We start from the raw sequence: 16,638 nt of genomic DNA, 5'->3' as shown, positions 1-16,638 counted from the left end.
AGGAAGTCCCCATGTTCACCGGCATCATCGAATCCATCGGCACCATCCGCAGCCTCACCCCCAAGGGCGGTGATGTGCGCGTCTACGTCGAAACCGGCAAGCTCGACCTGGGTGACGTCAAGCTCGGCGACAGCATCGCCGTCAACGGCGTGTGCCTGACCGCCGTAGAACTGCCGGGCAACGGGTTCTGGGCCGACGTCAGCGTCGAAACGCTCAAGCGCACCGCCTTCATCGACCTCAAGAGCGGCAGCAAGGTCAACCTGGAAAAGGCCCTGACCCCCACCACCCGCCTGGGCGGCCACCTGGTCAGCGGCCATGTCGACGGCGTGGGTGAAATCATCTCGCGCAGCGATAACGCCCGCGCCATCCAGTTCCGCGTGCGTGCGCCCAAGGAGCTGGCCAAGTACATCGCCCACAAGGGCTCGATCACCGTCGACGGCACCAGCCTGACGGTCAATGAGGTCAATGGCGCCGAGTTCGAGCTGACCATTGTCCCGCACACCCTGTCCGAAACCATCATGGCCGACTACCGCGCAGGGCGTCGGGTGAACCTTGAGGTCGACCTGCTGGCCCGTTACCTGGAGCGTTTGCTGCTGGGCGACAAGGCCGCCGAGCCGAGCAAGGGCAGTGGCATCACCGAAAGCTTCCTGGCCGCCAACGGCTTCTTGAAATCCTGATTGAGAAGGGGGTGCCGAGTGGCGCTCAACAGCATCGAAGAACTGGTTGAAGACATCCGCCAGGGCAAAATGGTCATCCTCATGGATGACGAAGACCGCGAGAACGAAGGCGACATCATCATGGCGGCCGAGTGCTGCCTGCCTGAGCACATCAACTTCATGGCCAAGCACGCCCGTGGCCTGATCTGCATGCCGATGACCCGCGAGCGCTGCGAAACCCTGAAGCTGCCGCTGATGGCGCCGCGCAATGGCTCGGGCTTCGGCACCAAGTTCACCGTGTCGATCGAAGCTGCCGAAGGCGTGACCACCGGCATTTCCGCCGCCGACCGCGCCCGCACCGTGCAGGCTGCAGCGGCCAAGGACGCCAAGGCCGACGACATCGTCAGCCCCGGCCACATCTTCCCGCTGATGGCCCAGCCCGGCGGTACCCTGGCCCGCGCCGGCCACACCGAAGCGGCCTGCGACCTGGCGCGCATGGCCGGGTTCGAGCCCAGCGGCGTGATCTGCGAGGTGATGAACGACGACGGCACCATGTCGCGCCGCGCCGAGCTGGAAGTGTTCGCGGCCGAGCACGGCCTGAAGATCGGCACCATCGCCGACCTGATCCACTACCGCATGATCCACGAGCGCACCGTGCAGCGCGTTTCCGAGCAGCCGATCGAGAGCGAGCTGGGTGAATTCAACCTGGTCACCTACCGTGACGCGGTGGAAGGCGACGTGCACATGGCCCTGACCCTGGGCAACATCTGCGCCGAAGAGCCCACCCTGGTGCGTGTGCACAACATGGACCCCCTGCGCGACCTGCTGCTGGTCAAGCAGCCGGGCCGCTGGAGCCTGCGTGCGGCCATGGCCGCCGTGGCCGAGGCCGGCAGCGGCGTGGTGCTGCTGCTGGGCCACCCGCTGGACGGCGACGTGCTGCTGGCGCACATCCGCGAAAGCGCAGGCGATGCGCCGACCAAGGCGCCGACCACCTACAGCACCGTCGGTGCCGGTTCGCAGATCCTGCGTGACCTCGGCGTGCGCAAGATGCGCCTGATGAGTTCGCCGATGAAGTTCAATGCGATATCCGGATTCGATCTGGAAGTTGTAGAATACGTGCCCTCCGAGTGACGTGAGGTGGCATTGACGCCCCTCTACTCGAGTCCAGACCCCTGTCGAGGCCGCTTGCATGCGGCCTCGCTCTTGAAGATGAGAATATCGGAATGACCCTGAAGACCATCGAAGGTACCTTCATCGCCCCCAAAGGTCGCTATGCTTTGGTGGTTGGCCGCTTCAACAGCTTCGTCGTCGAAAGCCTGGTAAGCGGTGCCGTTGATACCCTGGTACGCCACGGTGTCAGCGAAAGCGACATCACCATCATCCGTGCCCCGGGCGCGTTCGAAATCCCGCTGGTGGCACAGAAAGTCGCCCAACAAGGCGAATATGACGCGATCATCGCCCTGGGCGCCGTGATCCGTGGCGGCACCCCGCACTTCGAATACGTGGCGGGCGAATGCACCAAGGGCCTGGCTCAGGTGTCCATGGAGTTCGGCGTACCGGTGGCCTTCGGCGTTCTGACCGTCGACTCCATCGAACAAGCCATCGAGCGCTCCGGCACCAAGGCTGGCAACAAAGGCGGTGAAGCTGCCCTGTCCGCTCTGGAAATGGTCAGCCTGCTGGCGCAGTTGGAGGCCAAGTGATTAGCGACGAAAGCGATCGTTTCAACCCGCGCGATCCAAAACCTGCGGATGCCGGCAAGCCATCGAAGAGCGCCAAGCGCCGCGAAGCCCGCAAGCTCGCGACCCAGGCCCTCTACCAATGGCACATGGCCCAGCATTCGCTGAACGAGATCGAAGCGCAGTTCCGGGTCGATAACGATTTCACCGATGTCGACGGTGCCTATTTCCGCGAGATCCTGCACGGGGTTCCGGCAATCAAGGCGGAAATCGACAAGGCGCTGGTGCCTTGCATGACCATCGCCCTGGAAGAGCTCGACCCGGTCGAGCTGGCCGTGCTGCGCCTGTCCACCTGGGAGCTGATCAAGCGCGTCGACGTACCGTACCGCGTGGTGATCAACGAAGGCGTGGAACTGGCCAAGGTCTTCGGTGCCACCGACGGCCACAAGTTCGTCAACGGTGTGCTGGACAAGCTCGCCCCGGCCCTGCGTGAAGCAGAAGTCAAGGCGAACAAGCGCTGATCCTGGCGCTGCCTGCCCATGGGTGAGTTCGAGCTGATCAACCATTACTTCGCCGCCGCGCCCTGTGCGCAAGGCGGTGAGGGCGTGGCCCTGGGCATTGGCGACGACTGCGCCCTGCTGGACCTTCCACCCGGTGAGCAACTGGCGGTGTCGACCGACACCCTGGTCGCCGGCGTGCATTTCCCCTCCGTGTGCGACCCGCTCCTGCTGGGCCAGCGCTCGTTGGCCGTGGCGGCCAGCGACCTGGCGGCCATGGGCGCGACCGCCATCGGCTTCACCCTCGCCCTGACCCTGCCCGACGTCGGCCCTGACTGGCTGGCTGCCTATGCCGACGGCCTCAGCCGCATGGCCCACCGTTGCCGCATGAGCCTGATCGGCGGCGACACCACCCGTGGCCCGTTGAGCATCACCGTGACCGTGTTCGGCCGGGTGCCGGTTGGCCAGGCGCTGCGCCGCAGCGGTGCGCGCCCCGGTGACCTGCTGTGCGTTGGTGGCTCGCTGGGCAGGGCGGCGGGGGCCTTGCCGCTGGTGCTGGGCGAGCGTGAAGCACCGGCCGAGCAGGCCGAAGCGTTGCTGAACCAGTATTGGTCGCCGATGCCCCAGCTCACCCTCGGCCAACTGCTGCGTGGCAAGGCCACGGCGGCGCTGGACATCTCCGATGGCCTGCTCGCCGACTGCGGGCATATCGCCAAGGCATCGGCGGTAGCGCTGGAGGTGAACCTGGTGCAGGTGCCAGTGTCTCCTGCTCTGGAGGCCTTCCTCGGGCTGCACGCGGCCCGCCAGGCAGCGCTCACCGGCGGTGACGACTACGTGCTGGCCTTCACCCTGCCGCCTGCGGCGCTAGCCTCGCTGACGGGCCTGGGCGTGGTCGAGGTGCACGTCATCGGCCGTGTGCTCGAAGGCCAGGGCGTGACCCTGCGCGATGCCCAGGGCCAGGACATCACCCCCGCCCAGCGGGGTTATCAACATTTTAGGGAGACACCGTGACCGACCACCCGAACCAGGTGCCTGCGGAGTTCGTTCCGCCATCGGTCTGGCGCAACCCGTGGCACTTCATCGCCTTTGGCTTCGGCTCCGGCACCCTGCCCAAGGCCCCCGGCACCTGGGGCTCGATGGTGGCGATTCCGTTCATCCCGCTGTGGCAGATGCTGCCAGACTGGGGTTACTGGTTGCTGCTGGGCGTCATGATGCTGTTCGGCTTCTGGCTGTGCGGCAAGGTCGCCAACGACTTGCGCGTGCACGATCATGAAGGCATTGTCTGGGATGAGATGGTGGGCATGTGGATCACCCTCTGGCTGGTGCCGGAAGGGTGGCAGTGGATCCTTGCCGGGTTCCTGATGTTCCGCTTCTTCGACATCCTCAAGCCATGGCCGATTCGCTGGATCGACCGGCATGTGCATGGCGGTGTCGGGATCATGCTCGACGATATCCTGGCCGGTGTGTTCGCCTGGCTGGGCATGCAGCTGCTGGTGTGGGCGGTGGGCTGAAACAAGGAGCGCTTCGATGGCCATAAGGACTGTGCTGCTGGCAATGATGCTGGGCCTTGCCCCCTGGGCAGTGGCGGCCGACGCTGTTCCGAAGCAGGTCCACCTGGTCAGCGAAGAGTGGATCGACTACACCAACGCCGACGGCACCGGGGTGGCCTGGGACGTGCTGCGCAAGGTATTCGAGCCGGCCGGGGTCAAGGTGATGACCCAGAGCGCGCCGTACAGCCGCGCGGTCGGGCTGGTCAAGCGTGGCGAGGCCGATGCCTGGGTGGGCTCGTACAAGGACGAGAACGACGACAACCTGTACCCGCGCTGGCACTTCGACATGGACCACATCTACGCCCTGGGGCTTGCCAGCAAGCCGGTGCCGACCCTGGACACCGTGGGCCAGTTCCGCCTGGCCTGGGTGCGTGGCTACGACTACGCCAGCTACCTGCCCAACGCGCACAACTTCCGCGAAATCCAGCGCCGTGAAGGTATCCTGCCAATGCTTGAGCATGAGCGGGTGGACTTCTACATCGACGCCCAGACCGAGGTCGACTATGTGCTCGGCCAAGCGCCCCAGCCACAGCGTTTTCGCCGTACCCACGTGGCCGAGTTGCCGCTGTACCTGGCGTTTTCCCGCAACGACCAGGGCAAAGCCCTGCGCGACCTGTTCGACAAGCGCATGGCCGAACTGGTGCACAGCGGCGAATTGAAGCCGATTTTCGAGCACTGGAAGCAGCCGTATCCGTTCACTGCCGACAGCAAGCCGCAATAACACCAAGGGTTTATGGCCTGGAGCGGCCTTTGTGGGAGCGGGCTTGCCCGCGAAGAAAGCGACGCGGTGCCTGGCACGGGCTTCGCCCGTGTTCGCGGGCAAGCCCGCTCCCACAGGGATCGCGCCTATTTCAAACGCTGTGCAAGTAAAGATAAGCATCGAACTTTTCGATCTTACCCCTCGGTATTCAGCCTGCGCACAGTCGCCAACCTGCTGATACAATCGGCTCACGAGAATTTTCCTACTTGCACCAGGAGCACAACGTGCCCGTCGTCTTTGTCGCCGCCTCAAAACTCCCGACTCCCTTTGCGATCTTCACCATGCATGGCTTCCTCGATGAAGCCACCGGCCGCGAGCACGTGGTGCTCAGCCTGGGTGATATTGCCGACGGCGAGCCGGTGCTGGGGCGCCTGCACTCCGAGTGCCTGACCGGCGATGCCTTGTTCAGCCAGCGTTGCGACTGCGGTTCGCAACTTGAAGCCGCCCTGCAGGCCATCGCCCGCGAAGGCCGTGGCGTGCTGCTGTACCTGCGCCAGGAAGGCCGTGGCATTGGCCTGTTGAACAAGATCCGCGCCTACGAACTGCAGGACGGTGGTGCCGACACCGTCGAGGCCAACGAGCGCCTGGGCTTTGCCGCCGACCAGCGCGATTACGCCATGTGCCTGCCGATGCTGGAGCACCTGGGCGTGAAATCGCTGCGCCTGATGACCAACAACCCGCGCAAGGTCAAGGCCCTGACCGACATGAACATCAAGGTGGCCGAGCGCGTGCCGCTGCACACCGGCCACAACCCGCACAACCGTTACTACCTGGCGACCAAGGCCGGCAAGCTTGGCCATATGCTGGGTAACGAACACCAGGGCGAGGTGCCCCAGGCGTGACACGCGCCGAGGTGAAGCGGCGCCTGGCGCTGGCCTGGTGGCAATACCTGGCGGTTGGCCTAGTGCCGCTGCCGGTGATGGCCTGGGCCTTCGGTGGGGGTGATGCACTGATCCCAGTGCTGGCCATGCCGCTGTTCATCGCCGGTGCTGCCACCATGTTCCTCAGCCTGCCGCGCTTCGGTGCCTACAAGCGTGCCCTGATCGCCACCTCAAAAGTGCTGGGTACGGCTGAAGAGCCGGCCGCCTGGCTCACCCTGGCGCGGGTGCGGCGCATGGCCATGCTGTATGCCTGCTTCCCCGCCTGGGTGGCAGCGTTGTCGGTGCTGGTGGGCCTGGAGGCGGTAGCGCAGATCCTTCTGGCGCTGTCCACGACCGTGCTGCTCTACCTCTACCGCATTCCCCGCCAGCTCAGCTGATGCGCTGGCTGCTTGGCCTGCTGGCGCTGCTGGCCTGCACCGCGCAGGCTGGCGAGCCGTTGCGGGTGGTCAGCCTGGCGCCGTCCATGAGCGAAATCATGCTGGAGCTGCAGGCCGATGACCTGTTGGTAGGCATACTCGACGGCGGCGAACGCCCAGCCGCCCTGCGCGGCCTGCCGTCGGTCGGGCGCCAGGGGCAGCTCGACATGGAACGCCTGCTCAGCCTGCGGCCCGACCTGCTGCTGCTGTGGCCCGGCAGTGTCGCCCCGGCCCAACGCGACCAGCTCAAGCGCCTGGGCATCGCCACCTACAGCGCCGAACCCCACGACCTGAACCAGTTGCTCGAACAGATCGAAGCGCTTGCCGTGCAGGTTGGCCGTGGCGAGCGGGGCCGCGAGTATGTGCAGGGGCTGCGCGAGCGCCTGCAGCAGCTGCGCCAGCTGTACCGCCGTGACGAGCCGCTGCGGGTGTTCTACCAGGTGTGGGACCGGCCCTTGTATACCCTGGGTGGGCAGCAGGTGGTCAGCGATGCGCTGACGGTGTGCGGGGCGCAGAATATCTTCGCCGACCAGCGCCTGCCGGCGCCGCAAGTGAGCGTGGAGTCGGTGCTGCTGCGCGACCCCCAGGTGATTCTGGCAGGCGACCCGGCGCAGCTTGCCAGTTGGCAGGCCTGGCCGCGGCTCACGGCCGTGGCCCGCAATGGCCTGCTGGTGGTGCCAGACAAAGGCCTGGAGCGGCCCAGCGGGCAGATGATCGAAGCCACCGCGCGCCTGTGCGCGCTGCTGGCGGCTAAAGTGCCGGCGTCCAGGTGACGCTGAACAAGGCCGTGCGGCCTTCTTCGCGGTAGCCGTAACCGCTCCCCTCATAACTGTACAGCGCCCGGCTGTAAGCCTTGTCCAGCAGGTTGTCCAGTTTCACTTCCAGCTTCACTTCGTCGGTTGCCATCCACCCGGCACGCAGGCCGAGCAAGCCGTAGCCGCCCAGGCGGTTGCGGTTGGCTTCATCGTCGTAGCTGGCGCTGACGGCCTGCCAGCTGGCGCCCAGGTTGAAGCGCGCGAACTGGCGGTCCACATCCAGGCTCAGGGTGCGCCGGGCGCGGCGGGCGAGGGTGTGGCCGCTGTCGCGGTCGCGCGGGTCGGTCAGTGCCAGGCCCAGCTGGCTGTGCCAATCGCCCCAGCGCTGATCCAGCGCCAGCTCCAGGCCATTGATGCGGGCAGCGGCGACGTTTCGCGGGATCGAGCCCTCGCCGAAGATGATCGCGTCACGCAGGTCGGTACGGTACAGCGAGGCTTCCAGGCGGCTGTCACGGGTCAGCTGGCTGCGCCACTGCAGCTCGTAGCTTTTCGAGCGCTCGGGCTTGAGGCCCGGGTTGCTGAAATCCGGGTAGTACAAGTCATTGAAGGTCGGCGCACGGAACCCTTCGCTGTAGGACAGCAGCACGTCGTTGTGCGGGTTCAGCGGCACGGTCAGGCTGCCGCTCCAGGTGGTTTGGCCACCGAACTGCTGGTTCTGGTCACGGCGTATGCCCAACTCGGTGGAGAATGCCTCGCCGCTGTAGCGGTGCTGGATGAACGCGGCGCGGTTCCAGCGACTGTTCTGGCTGAAGTCGGTGCTGCCGTGCACGCGGTCCTGGTACCAGTCGCCGCCGACCAACAGGTTGTGCCGCTCGCCCAGGGCCAGGTCGTTCTGCCAGGTGAGTTGGTCACGGTAGGTGTTGAACACGAAGCGCTCGTCGCTGAGCGTGTCGCGCTTGTCGTCGCGGTTTTCGCTGTGGCCCAGTTCCAGGCGCGAGTGCCACTGGTCGGTGAGCTGGGCGTCCAGGTAGCTGCCCAGGCTGCTGACGTTGAAATCGGTGTAGGGCTTCTGCCCGACGCTTTCGAAGCTCACCGGGTCGAAGCGGCCGAACGGGTTGTCGTATTCGCTGCGGCCCTGGCTGTCGAGCAGGTTCAGGCCGGCCTCGAAGCGTTCGCCGAAGGTATGGCTCAGGCTCAGGTTGAACGAGCGGTTGCGGTAGGCGTCGTGGTCGCCATCGCTGGCGAACGACGGGCCGGTCGAGTCGATGCCGGCGGTTTCGTCCAGGCTGGCGCCAAGGTTGAAGCGGGTGGCGGCATCGCCGCCAGACAGCCCCAGGCTGCGCTGGAACGTCTGGTTGCTGCCGGCGGCCAGGCGCAGGCGCGGTTGCAGCCCGGGGCCGTTGCTGCGGCGGGTGAAGATCTGGATCACCCCGCCGATGGCATCGCTGCCGTACACCGCCGAGCGCGAGCCGCGCAGCACTTCGACGCGCTCGATCTGGTCGATGTCGAGAAACTGCAGGCCGCTGTCGCCGGAGGTGGCATTGGCAATGCGCACGCCGTCGACCAGCACCAGGCTCTGGGCGGCCTTGGTGCCGCGGATGAAGATGCCCGGCAGGCTGCCGCGCCCGCCCGTTGGCGCCACTTGCACGCCCGGCACGCGGGTGAGCAGGTCGGTGACACTGCTCGGTTGCAGGCGGTCGATGTCGGCGCGGGTGAAAACGGTGTTGGCGGCACTGGTGGCGGTGCGCGACTCGACCTGGCGGTTGGCGCTGATCAGGGTGTCGGGGAGCTTGAGGGCGTCGTCGCGTTCAGCGGCCAGCAAGGGCAGGGGGAGGCACAGCAGCGGGGCAAAGGTCAGAATTTTCATGGGCAGTACACTAGCATTCGCGGGGCAAGCCCGCTCCTACAGATGTGTCATCGACCATTTGTGTGTAGGAGCGGGCTTGCCCCGCGAAAGGGCCCTAGAGCCCAAGCTTGGCCATGCGGGCGTTAACAGCCGCTTCGATGCCAGCCGCATCCAGCCCACATTCGGCCAGCATCTGCGCAGGCTTGGCATGCTCGACATAGATATCCGGCAACCCCAGGTGCAGCAGCGGCTTGACCACGGCCTCGTTGGCCAGGAACTCGCCGACGGCAGCGCCAGCGCCGCCCATGATGGCGTTTTCCTCGATGGTCACCAGCAGTTCATGCTTGGCGGCCAGCTCCAGCACCAGGGCCTCGTCCAGCGGCTTGACGAAGCGCATGTCGACCACCGTGGCGTTGATCTGCTCGGCCACCTGCAGGGCTTCGGCCAGCTGCACGCCGAACACCAGCAGGGCAACCTTTTCGCCCTGGCGGCGAACCACGCCCTTGCCGATTTCCAGCGGTTCGAGGTCGCTGCTGATCGGTGCGTTCGGGCCGGTGCCACGCGGGTAGCGCACGGCGGCCGGGCCGTTGTAGAGGTGGCCGGTGCTGAGCATCTTGCGCAGCTCGTTTTCGTCGCTTGGGGTCATCACCAGCATGCCGGGGATGCAACGCAGGTACGACAGGTCGTAGCTGCCCGCGTGGGTCGGGCCGTCTTCGCCCACCAGGCCTGCGCGGTCGATGGCGAACAGCACATCGAGGTTCTGCACGGCCACGTCGTGAATCAGCTGGTCGTAGGCGCGCTGCAGGAAGGTGGAGTAGATCGCCACCACCGGCTTGCTGCCTTCGCAGGCCATGCCGGCGGCCAGGGTAACCGCGTGCTGCTCGGCAATCGCCACGTCGAAGTAGCGCTGCGGGTAGCGTTCGCTGAAGGCCACCAGGTCGGAGCCTTCCTTCATGGCCGGGGTAATGCCCACCAGGCGCTTGTCGGCGGCGGCCATGTCGCACAGCCACTGGCCGAACACCGCGGAATACTTCGGCCCGCTGGCCTTCTTCGGCGCCGCCGGCTTGTCGGCCGGTTCAAGCTTGGTGATGGCGTGGTAGCCGATGGGGTCGACCTCGGCCGGGGCGAAGCCCTTGCCCTTCTTGGTCACCACATGCAGGAACTGCGGGCCCTTGAGGTCGCGCATGTTGCGCAGGGTGGCGATCATGGTCGGCAGGTCGTGGCCGTCGATAGGGCCGATGTAGTTCCAGCCCAGCTCTTCGAACAAGGTGCCAGGCACCAGCATGCCCTTGGCGTATTCCTCGGTGCGGCGGGCAATTTCCCAGGCCCCAGGCAGGCGCGACAGCACTTTCTTGCTGCCTTCGCGCATGCTGGCGTAGGTGCGGCTGGAGAGGATCTTGGCCAGGTAGTTGGACAGGCCGCCGACATTGCGCGAAATCGACATGTCGTTGTCGTTGAGGATCACCAGCATGTCGGCGTTGACTTCCTGGGCGTGGTTCAACGCCTCGAAGGCCATGCCGGCGGTAAGCGCACCGTCACCGATCACCGCGATCGACTTGCGCGCGCTGTTTTGCAGGCGGGCGGCGATGGCCATGCCCAGGGCGGCGCTGATCGAGGTGCTGGAGTGGCCGACGCCAAAGGTGTCGTACTCGCTTTCGCTGCGGCGCGGGAAGGCGGCGATGCCGTCCTTCTGGCGCAGGCTGAGCATGCGGTTGCGCCGGCCGGTGAGGATCTTGTGCGGGTAGGCCTGGTGGCCGACGTCCCACACCAACCGGTCGTCCGGGGTGTCGAAGACGTAGTGCAGGGCGATCGTCAGCTCGATGACGCCCAGGCCGGCACCGAAATGCCCACCGGTCTGGCCAACGGTGTAGAGCAATTCCTGGCGCAACTCGTCGGCCAGGGTCTCCAGGTCGGCTTCGGCCAGCCGGCGCAGGCCGGCAGGCGTGTCAGCGCGGTCGAGCAACGGCGTGACCGGGCGTTCGCGGGGGATCTCTTGAAACGTCGTGGGCATCAGGCGAGTCGTTATAGGTGTGTGAAGACGCGGCAGTTTACCCCATTGTGGGAAATACTGCCCATTCATGCGGGTGCTACTGGGGCTGCTGTGCAGCCCTTCGCGGGCAAGCCCGCTCCCATGGGAGATCACCTATCCCTGTAGGAGCGGGCTTACCCGCGAAGGGCCGCAAAGCGGCCCCGATCAATCAATGGCGGCGTTCGACGATGTAACGCGCCAGCGCCCGCAGCGGCTCGGCCTTTTCACCGAACCCTTCCAGTGCGACCAGCGCCTGGTCGCGCAGTTCGGTTGCATAGGCCTTGGCGGCGTCCAGCCCCAGCAACGCCGGGTAGGTCGGTTTGTCACGGGCGATGTCCGCGCCCTGGCGCTTGCCCAGGGTGGCGGTATCGCTTTCCACGTCAAGAATGTCGTCCTGCACCTGGAACGCCAGGCCGATGGCCTGCGCATACACCTGCAGGGCATCCAGCTGCGCCGGCTCGGCGCGGCCGCTGGCCAGGGCACCGAGGCGCACGCTGGCTTCGATCAGGGCGCCGGTCTTGTGTCGGTGCATGTATTCCAGGGCCTGTTGGTCGAGCTTCATGCCTACCGAGCCGAGGTCGATGGCCTGGCCGCCGACCATGCCCGCCGGGCCTGCAGCCTTGGCCAGGGCCTGGACCATGGCCAGGCGGATGCTGTCGGGCTGCGTGCTCAGGCGCGGGTCGAGCAGGGCGCTGAAGGCCAGGCTCTGCAGGCCGTCACCGGCCAGGATCGCGCAGGCTTCGTCAAACGCCTTGTGGGTGGTTGGCTGGCCGCGGCGCAGGTCGTCGTCGTCCATCGCCGGCAGGTCGTCGTGCACCAGCGAGTAGGCGTGGATCAGCTCCACCGCGCAAGCGGCGCCGTTGGCCTGTTCGGCCGGCGCACCCAGGGCTTCGCAGGCGGCGTAGGCGAGCAGCGGGCGCACCCGCTTGCCGCCGTTCATCACGCTGTAGCGCATGGCCGCGTAGAGCCGTTCCAGCTCTTTGGACGGGGCGACGAACAGCGGGTCGAGGGCTGTGTCGACGCGCGCCTGGCAGCTGGCCTGGTACTCGCCGATCATGCTTCGGGCTCCGCGTCGAACGGCTGGGCAGCCAGCTCGCCGTCACGCTCCAGCAGGATTTGCACTTTCTGCTCGGCCTGGGCCAGGGCGCCCTGGCAATCGCGGGTCAGGGCGATGCCTTGCTCGAAGGCGGCCAGCGAGTCTTCCAGCGACAGTTCGCCGTTCTCCAGGCGTTCGACCAGGGCTTGCAGGTCGGCGAGGGATTGTTCGAAATCGAGGGAGGCTTTTTTGCGGGCCATGGCGACAGTCTCGGTGGCGGGTCGGAACGGCGCGACGTTAGCAGAGCGGGGCTAGGGGAGCAAACTTCCGCTGGATTTGCCGGCCCATTCGCGGGCTGCCTGGCGTGCGCGCGCCCCGGTAGGAGCGAGCGCAGCTCGCGATTGGGCCGCAAAGCGGCCCCATACGCTCAATCAGGCCGGCTCGGCCTCCAGCGCCACCATGGCCTCACGGCACCGCGCCAACTCTTCGATGGTCAGCACCGGCAGGTTGTACTGCCGTGCATACACCGCCACCTGCTCACCACGGGCCATGCTGCCATCGGGGTTCATCAGCTCGCACAGCACCGCCGCCGGGCGCAACCCGGCCAGCCGCGCCAGGTCCACCGAGCCTTCGGTGTGCCCACGGCGGGCCAGCACACCACCGTCGCGCGCACGCAGCGGGAACACATGGCCTGGGCTGACGATATGGCGTTGCTCGGCGGTGGAGCGCAGCGCCGCCTCGATGGTGGTGATGCGGTCCTGGGCCGAAACCCCGGTGCTCACGCCTTCGGCCGCTTCGATGGTGACGGTAAAGCCGGTGCCATGGCGGGCCTGGTTGTTCTGCACCATTGGCGCCAGTTGCAGGGCGTCGACGGTGGCCTCGTCCAGGCACAGGCAGACGATGCCGCTGCAGTCGCGGATCATCATGGCCATGGTGTCCAGCGACAGGTTCTGGGCGGCGGCCACGATGTCGGCTTCGTCCTCGCGGTCGTCATCGTCGAGCAGCAGCACGGGGCAGCCGGCCTGGAAGGCGGCAATGGCGGCGGATACGTTGGGGAATTGTTTGTGCAGCAAAGGGGACATGAAACGCTCCTCGTGAATGATCGATGAACGTCTCGGGGCGAACAAAATGCGCGCGCAGGGGCGCCCGGATGGCCCCTGCTTTACGCCTTCTTTCATCCGGACTATGACCGTCGGCTCTGGAGTTGCACCAGATCTGCTGACCTCCGGCATGGCCGGAGCGCTCGCGGGCTCATCTTTCGATTTACCGCCGGTGGGGACTTTCACCCCGCCCTGAAGACCGGGGCAGCATACAACATCTGTGCGTCTTGAGAAATGTGGCGCCTGTAAGATCGCGCGCCGCCTGCGCGGCGCATCGCAGGCAAGCCTGCTCCTACATTTCGCGCGCGCAGGTCACATGAACACTGTAGGAGCAGGCTTGCCTGCGATGCGCCGCGAAGGCGGCGCGCGATCCCACAGGCGCTGAAAATATCCCGCCGAGCCCTACCGCGACATCTCGTCAATCACCTTGCCCAGCGAAGCCGGCAACATCGCCCCATGCCCCAGCCCCTCGAACCGCTCATAGCGCACCTGCACCCCAGGCACCTTGGCCAGATCATCCGCCAGCGCCACCGCTGGCCGCTCCGCCCCCGGCTGCAAAGGCCCACGTGGGTTCGCCGGTTCCTCGCTCCCACGCATCAGCAACACGCGTGGCCGGCTATTCCCCAGGCGCTGCGGCAACCCCTGCGCCTCGCGCACGATCGCCCCGTCATGCCACCACAGCGAAGGGCTGGCCGCGGCATAGTCGCTAAACGCCTCGGGCCGGGTGAACAGCGCATGCAGCACCGCCAACCCGCCATAGGAATGCCCCCACAACGTTTGCCGCGCCAGGTCAATCGGCGCAACACCTGCCACCCTCGGGCGCATCTTGCTCACCAGCAGGTCGAGAAACGCATCCACGCCACCGCTGGGCTCACCGGTCAGCGGGTCGCGCTGCTCGGCATTGCCTGGCAGCCTGGGGGTGTAGTCGAAGGTGCGCCCGGTACGCTCGATGCGCTGTTCGGTCTGGTACCCCACCGCCACCAGCAATGGCGCCTGGCCGGCCGCCAGGCGGTCAAGCTGCTGGCGGCCAAGTGCCCCTAGCGCGGCATTGCCGTCGAGCATCCACAGCACCGGATAACCTGCGGCCGGTGCCGGGCGATTCGGCTTGCCAATCCACAACCGGTAATGCCGCTGGCCGTCGGCCGAATCCAGGTCGAGCTGGCTGAAGCGGTAGGCCAGGTCCTGGCGCTGCAGCAGTGACGTGTCCATCTTCTGCTCGTGCTCCGGCTGGGCCAGGGCGACGGGGGCCACCAGGGCCAGCGTCAAGGCCAGGGACAGGGTCATCTTGCTCATCGGGAGTCTCATCGGCGCCGTGCGGGAAGGGCCCGATGATAATCAGTACCGATTGAGCGTAAAGCGCCTTAACTTTCTAAACACTCTTCGCTCGCGGGCAGCAGTACATGCAGGCACAGCCCGGGGTGCGCGTTGCTGGCCCAGAGCTTGCCGCCCTGCAGTTCGATGGCGCGGCGGGCGATGGCCAGCCCCAGGCCAAAGCCTGCACCACTGTTTTCAAGGCGCTGGTAGGGCTTGAAGATGCGCTCAAGGTCCGCGTGCGGTACGCCGGGGCCTTGGTCGCTGACGCGCAGGTGCCAGTAGCCTGCTTCACGCCAACCATCGAGGCTGACCCGCCCGCCTGCGGGTGAGTGGCGGATGGCATTGCGCATCAGGTTTTCCAGCGCCTGGGCCAGGCTGTCGAGGTGCACTTGCACCTGGCAGTCGGTGCCCAGCGAGCAGGGCAGGCGGGCAGGGGCCCAGCCGCTTTCGAAGCAGATGTCCTGGCACAGGGCCTCCCACACCGACACCATCAGCACCGGCTCGGTGGCCAGTTGCGGCTGCTCGGTGTCCATCCAGGCCAGGTCCAGGGTGTCTTCGAGCAGCTTCTGCATGTCGTTCACCTCACGTTCCAGGCGCTCGCGCAGTTGCGCTGGCGGCAGGTCGCTGTCATGGGCGATGCGCAGCCGCGCCAGGGGCGTGCGCAACTCGTGGGACAAGGTGCGCAGCAGCAGGCGCTGCTGTTCCAGGCTCTGGCGCAGGCGCCCGGCCATGTGTTCGAAGGCCTGGGCCAGCTCACCCAATTCGTCGCGGCGCTCTTGCAGGGGCAGGCCCGGGCTTTCCAGGTCGTCGGCGCGCAGGGCGTCGGCGCGGTCGCGCAGGCGGTTCAGAGGCACCACCAGGTGACGGTACAAGGCCAGGCCCAGCAGCAGCGCCAGCAGCGTGGGGGCCACACCGTGGGTGATGACGTGGGTCCAGGGCGTAAGGCCGGTGGGCAGCAGGCGCTCGGGCAATTGCAGCACCAGGCGGCCGGCCTCGGGGTGTTGCGGGAACTCGATGCTGACGTAGGGCAGCTCGTCCTGCAGGCGCCGGCTCATCGGCCAGTCGAGCTTGCGCATGAAGGTCAGGTGGCTGGCCTCCTCGGCGTCCAGCGGCGTGGTGCCGAGGCTTTGCAGGTGCGGGCCGAGCAACACCACCCAGGTGTCCTCGGCCTTTTCCAGCTGCCGGCGAAAGGCCTCGGCGCCGTTGGCGCCACCCGCTTGCCAGGCGTCTTCGGCCTGCTGGGCGTAGCGCGCCAGGTAGTCCTGGTCGGCCTGGGACAGGAAGTAGGTGCTGCGTTCCACCGACAGGCCCCAGGTCCAGATCAGCCAGGTCAGCAGCAGGCAGAAGCTGACTTGCAGGGCGGCGAGTTTCCACAGCAGGGGGTGGCGGCGCATCAGGCTTGTTCCGTGTTGACCAGCAGGTAGCCCTGGCCGCGCACGGCCTGGATCTGCACATGCTGGGCGGCGATGTCGGCCAGCTTGCGGCGCAGGTTGCACACGTGCACGTCAAGGCCGCGGTCCAGGCGGGTGTAGGCCCGGTGCAACACGGTCTGGTAGAGGAACGGCTTGCTCAGGGCTTCACCGGGGTGGGCGCTCAAGGTGGCCAGCAAGCGAAATTCCGAGGCCGTAAGGCCTGCGGCCTTGCCCTGGTGCAGCACGTCCTGCAGGTCCTGGTCGAACACCAGCTGGCCGGTTTCGGCCTGCGCAGGGGTGTTGCGCCCGAAGGCCACGCGGCGCAGCAGGGCGTCCACCCGGGCATCCAGCTCGGCCAGGCTGAAGGGCTTGGGCAGGTAGTCGTCGGCGCCACGGGTAAAGCCGCTGATGCGGTCCTGCTCGGCGCCCAGTGCCGACATCAGCATCACCGGCACGGCCTGCTGGCGGCGCAGCTCGTCGAGCAGGCTGAGGCCGTCGATGCCCGGCAGCATGATGTCCAGCAGCACCAGGTCGAAGTGGCTCTGGCGCACCGCGCCCAGGGCCTGGGTGCCGGTGGCGCAGTCATGCACCTGGAAACCGCGGTTCAGAAAGTGGCGCTGCAGGTCTTGGCGCAGGCGGGGGTCATCTTCGACGAGCAGGAGAGAGGTGGGCATCGGGCGTCTTGAATGAGAATTCATATCAGTTGGCGA

General features: G+C 66.6%; 18 protein-coding genes and 1 riboswitch. Of the genes, 10 read left to right on the top strand and 8 right to left on the bottom strand.

Going from position 1 to position 16,638, the window contains the following annotated elements; all coding sequences use genetic code 11:
- Positions 1 to 11 precede the first annotated feature (11 nt).
- The 10 genes from F3J44_RS15630 (at position 12) to F3J44_RS15585 (ending at position 7,209) form a co-directional block, all read left to right on the top strand.
- Entirely contained in the window at positions 12 to 677 is a 666-nt protein-coding gene (locus F3J44_RS15630; protein ID WP_016497780.1) for a riboflavin synthase, read from the top strand.
- Positions 678 to 695: 18 nt separating this feature from the next.
- Complete coding sequence (gene ribBA / locus F3J44_RS15625) at positions 696 to 1,787, top strand: bifunctional 3,4-dihydroxy-2-butanone-4-phosphate synthase/GTP cyclohydrolase II (RefSeq protein WP_167063257.1); 1,092 nt, start codon at positions 696 to 698, stop codon at positions 1,785 to 1,787.
- 92 nt (positions 1,788 to 1,879) lie between these two features.
- Positions 1,880 to 2,356: a 6,7-dimethyl-8-ribityllumazine synthase gene (ribE, locus tag F3J44_RS15620; RefSeq protein WP_027917814.1), complete on the top strand. Its 477-nt coding sequence runs from the start codon at positions 1,880 to 1,882 to the stop codon at positions 2,354 to 2,356.
- Positions 2,353 to 2,853 carry a transcription antitermination factor NusB gene (gene nusB, locus F3J44_RS15615; protein WP_167063260.1) on the top strand — a complete coding sequence of 167 codons (501 nt, stop codon included), beginning with the start codon at positions 2,353 to 2,355 and terminating at the stop codon, positions 2,851 to 2,853. Before ribE ends, nusB begins: the two co-directional genes overlap by 4 nt.
- Before the next feature lie 18 nt (positions 2,854 to 2,871).
- Complete coding sequence (gene thiL, locus F3J44_RS15610; protein ID WP_167063263.1) at positions 2,872 to 3,840, top strand: thiamine-phosphate kinase; 969 nt, start codon at positions 2,872 to 2,874, stop codon at positions 3,838 to 3,840.
- A complete protein-coding gene (locus F3J44_RS15605) occupies positions 3,837 to 4,340 on the top strand; it encodes a phosphatidylglycerophosphatase A (RefSeq protein ID WP_167063266.1) in 504 nt (167 codons plus the stop codon). Before thiL ends, F3J44_RS15605 begins: the two co-directional genes overlap by 4 nt.
- Before the next feature lie 16 nt (positions 4,341 to 4,356).
- A complete protein-coding gene (locus F3J44_RS15600; RefSeq protein WP_167273924.1) occupies positions 4,357 to 5,100 on the top strand; it encodes an ABC transporter substrate-binding protein in 744 nt (247 codons plus the stop codon).
- A 263-nt stretch (positions 5,101 to 5,363) separates the two neighbouring features.
- On the top strand, positions 5,364 to 5,981 hold the full coding sequence (ribA, locus tag F3J44_RS15595; protein ID WP_085677098.1) for a GTP cyclohydrolase II: 618 nt from the start codon (positions 5,364 to 5,366) through the stop codon (positions 5,979 to 5,981).
- Complete coding sequence (locus F3J44_RS15590) at positions 5,978 to 6,397, top strand: MFS transporter (RefSeq protein ID WP_167273922.1); 420 nt, start codon at positions 5,978 to 5,980, stop codon at positions 6,395 to 6,397. Before ribA ends, F3J44_RS15590 begins: the two co-directional genes overlap by 4 nt.
- Positions 6,397 to 7,209, top strand: a complete 813-nt coding sequence (locus tag F3J44_RS15585; RefSeq protein ID WP_167273918.1) for a cobalamin-binding protein — start codon at positions 6,397 to 6,399, stop codon at positions 7,207 to 7,209. The genes F3J44_RS15590 and F3J44_RS15585 overlap by 1 nt, the downstream gene beginning before the upstream one ends.
- Here the strand turns inward: F3J44_RS15585 and F3J44_RS15580 are convergent.
- From F3J44_RS15580 to F3J44_RS15545, 8 genes are all read right to left on the bottom strand, one after another.
- Positions 7,187 to 9,058 (bottom strand): TonB-dependent receptor domain-containing protein, encoded by a 1,872-nt coding sequence (locus F3J44_RS15580; RefSeq protein WP_167273915.1) that lies wholly within the window; start codon positions 9,056 to 9,058, stop codon positions 7,187 to 7,189. The genes F3J44_RS15585 and F3J44_RS15580 overlap by 23 nt on opposite strands.
- 94 nt (positions 9,059 to 9,152) lie before the next feature.
- Positions 9,153 to 11,048: a 1-deoxy-D-xylulose-5-phosphate synthase gene (dxs, locus tag F3J44_RS15575; protein ID WP_167273913.1), complete on the bottom strand. Its 1,896-nt coding sequence runs from the start codon at positions 11,046 to 11,048 to the stop codon at positions 9,153 to 9,155.
- Positions 11,049 to 11,235: 187 nt separating this feature from the next.
- Entirely contained in the window at positions 11,236 to 12,123 is an 888-nt protein-coding gene (gene ispA, locus F3J44_RS15570; protein ID WP_167273910.1) for a (2E,6E)-farnesyl diphosphate synthase, read from the bottom strand.
- Positions 12,120 to 12,362 carry an exodeoxyribonuclease VII small subunit gene (locus F3J44_RS15565; protein ID WP_027594918.1) on the bottom strand — a complete coding sequence of 81 codons (243 nt, stop codon included), beginning with the start codon at positions 12,360 to 12,362 and terminating at the stop codon, positions 12,120 to 12,122. Before F3J44_RS15565 ends, ispA begins: the two co-directional genes overlap by 4 nt.
- A gap of 171 nt (positions 12,363 to 12,533) precedes the next feature.
- Positions 12,534 to 13,184: a 3,4-dihydroxy-2-butanone-4-phosphate synthase gene (ribB, locus tag F3J44_RS15560; protein WP_167273907.1), complete on the bottom strand. Its 651-nt coding sequence runs from the start codon at positions 13,182 to 13,184 to the stop codon at positions 12,534 to 12,536.
- 80 nt (positions 13,185 to 13,264) lie between these two features.
- Positions 13,265 to 13,406, bottom strand: a riboswitch (FMN riboswitch).
- Positions 13,407 to 13,604: 198 nt separating this feature from the next.
- On the bottom strand, positions 13,605 to 14,495 hold the full coding sequence (locus F3J44_RS15555) for an alpha/beta hydrolase (RefSeq protein WP_167273903.1): 891 nt from the start codon (positions 14,493 to 14,495) through the stop codon (positions 13,605 to 13,607).
- Positions 14,496 to 14,563: 68 nt separating this feature from the next.
- The gene (locus F3J44_RS15550) at positions 14,564 to 15,910 is read right to left on the bottom strand and encodes a sensor histidine kinase (RefSeq protein WP_167273902.1); all 1,347 of its coding nucleotides are present in this window, start codon (positions 15,908 to 15,910) and stop codon (positions 14,564 to 14,566) included.
- Positions 15,910 to 16,602, bottom strand: a complete 693-nt coding sequence (locus tag F3J44_RS15545) for a response regulator transcription factor (RefSeq protein ID WP_167273899.1) — start codon at positions 16,600 to 16,602, stop codon at positions 15,910 to 15,912. Before F3J44_RS15545 ends, F3J44_RS15550 begins: the two co-directional genes overlap by 1 nt.
- Positions 16,603 to 16,638 lie beyond the last annotated feature (36 nt).

Source organism: Pantoea sp. Tr-811 (genome assembly GCF_011752535.1).
Lineage (GTDB): Bacteria > Pseudomonadota > Gammaproteobacteria > Pseudomonadales > Pseudomonadaceae > Aquipseudomonas.
This window is presented reverse-complemented; position numbering and strand designations above follow the sequence as displayed.

What these genes read in the sequence shown, in the direction of transcription:
- F3J44_RS15630 (WP_016497780.1), top strand. Translation starts at nt 12, where the DNA reads ATGTTCACCGGCATCATCGAATCCATCGGCACCATCCGCAGCCTCACC.
- ribE (WP_027917814.1), top strand. Translation starts at nt 1,880, where the DNA reads ATGACCCTGAAGACCATCGAAGGTACCTTCATCGCCCCCAAAGGTCGC.
- thiL (WP_167063263.1), top strand. Translation starts at nt 2,872, where the DNA reads ATGGGTGAGTTCGAGCTGATCAACCATTACTTCGCCGCCGCGCCCTGT.
- F3J44_RS15600 (WP_167273924.1), top strand. Translation starts at nt 4,357, where the DNA reads ATGGCCATAAGGACTGTGCTGCTGGCAATGATGCTGGGCCTTGCCCCC.
- F3J44_RS15585 (WP_167273918.1), top strand. Translation starts at nt 6,397, where the DNA reads ATGCGCTGGCTGCTTGGCCTGCTGGCGCTGCTGGCCTGCACCGCGCAG.
- F3J44_RS15580 (WP_167273915.1), bottom strand. Translation starts at nt 9,058, where the DNA reads ATGAAAATTCTGACCTTTGCCCCGCTGCTGTGCCTCCCCCTGCCCTTG.
- dxs (WP_167273913.1), bottom strand. Translation starts at nt 11,048, where the DNA reads ATGCCCACGACGTTTCAAGAGATCCCCCGCGAACGCCCGGTCACGCCG.
- ispA (WP_167273910.1), bottom strand. Translation starts at nt 12,123, where the DNA reads ATGATCGGCGAGTACCAGGCCAGCTGCCAGGCGCGCGTCGACACAGCC.
- F3J44_RS15565 (WP_027594918.1), bottom strand. Translation starts at nt 12,362, where the DNA reads ATGGCCCGCAAAAAAGCCTCCCTCGATTTCGAACAATCCCTCGCCGAC.
- ribB (WP_167273907.1), bottom strand. Translation starts at nt 13,184, where the DNA reads ATGTCCCCTTTGCTGCACAAACAATTCCCCAACGTATCCGCCGCCATT.
- F3J44_RS15555 (WP_167273903.1), bottom strand. Translation starts at nt 14,495, where the DNA reads ATGAGCAAGATGACCCTGTCCCTGGCCTTGACGCTGGCCCTGGTGGCC.
- F3J44_RS15550 (WP_167273902.1), bottom strand. Translation starts at nt 15,910, where the DNA reads ATGCGCCGCCACCCCCTGCTGTGGAAACTCGCCGCCCTGCAAGTCAGC.
- F3J44_RS15545 (WP_167273899.1), bottom strand. Translation starts at nt 16,602, where the DNA reads ATGCCCACCTCTCTCCTGCTCGTCGAAGATGACCCCCGCCTGCGCCAA.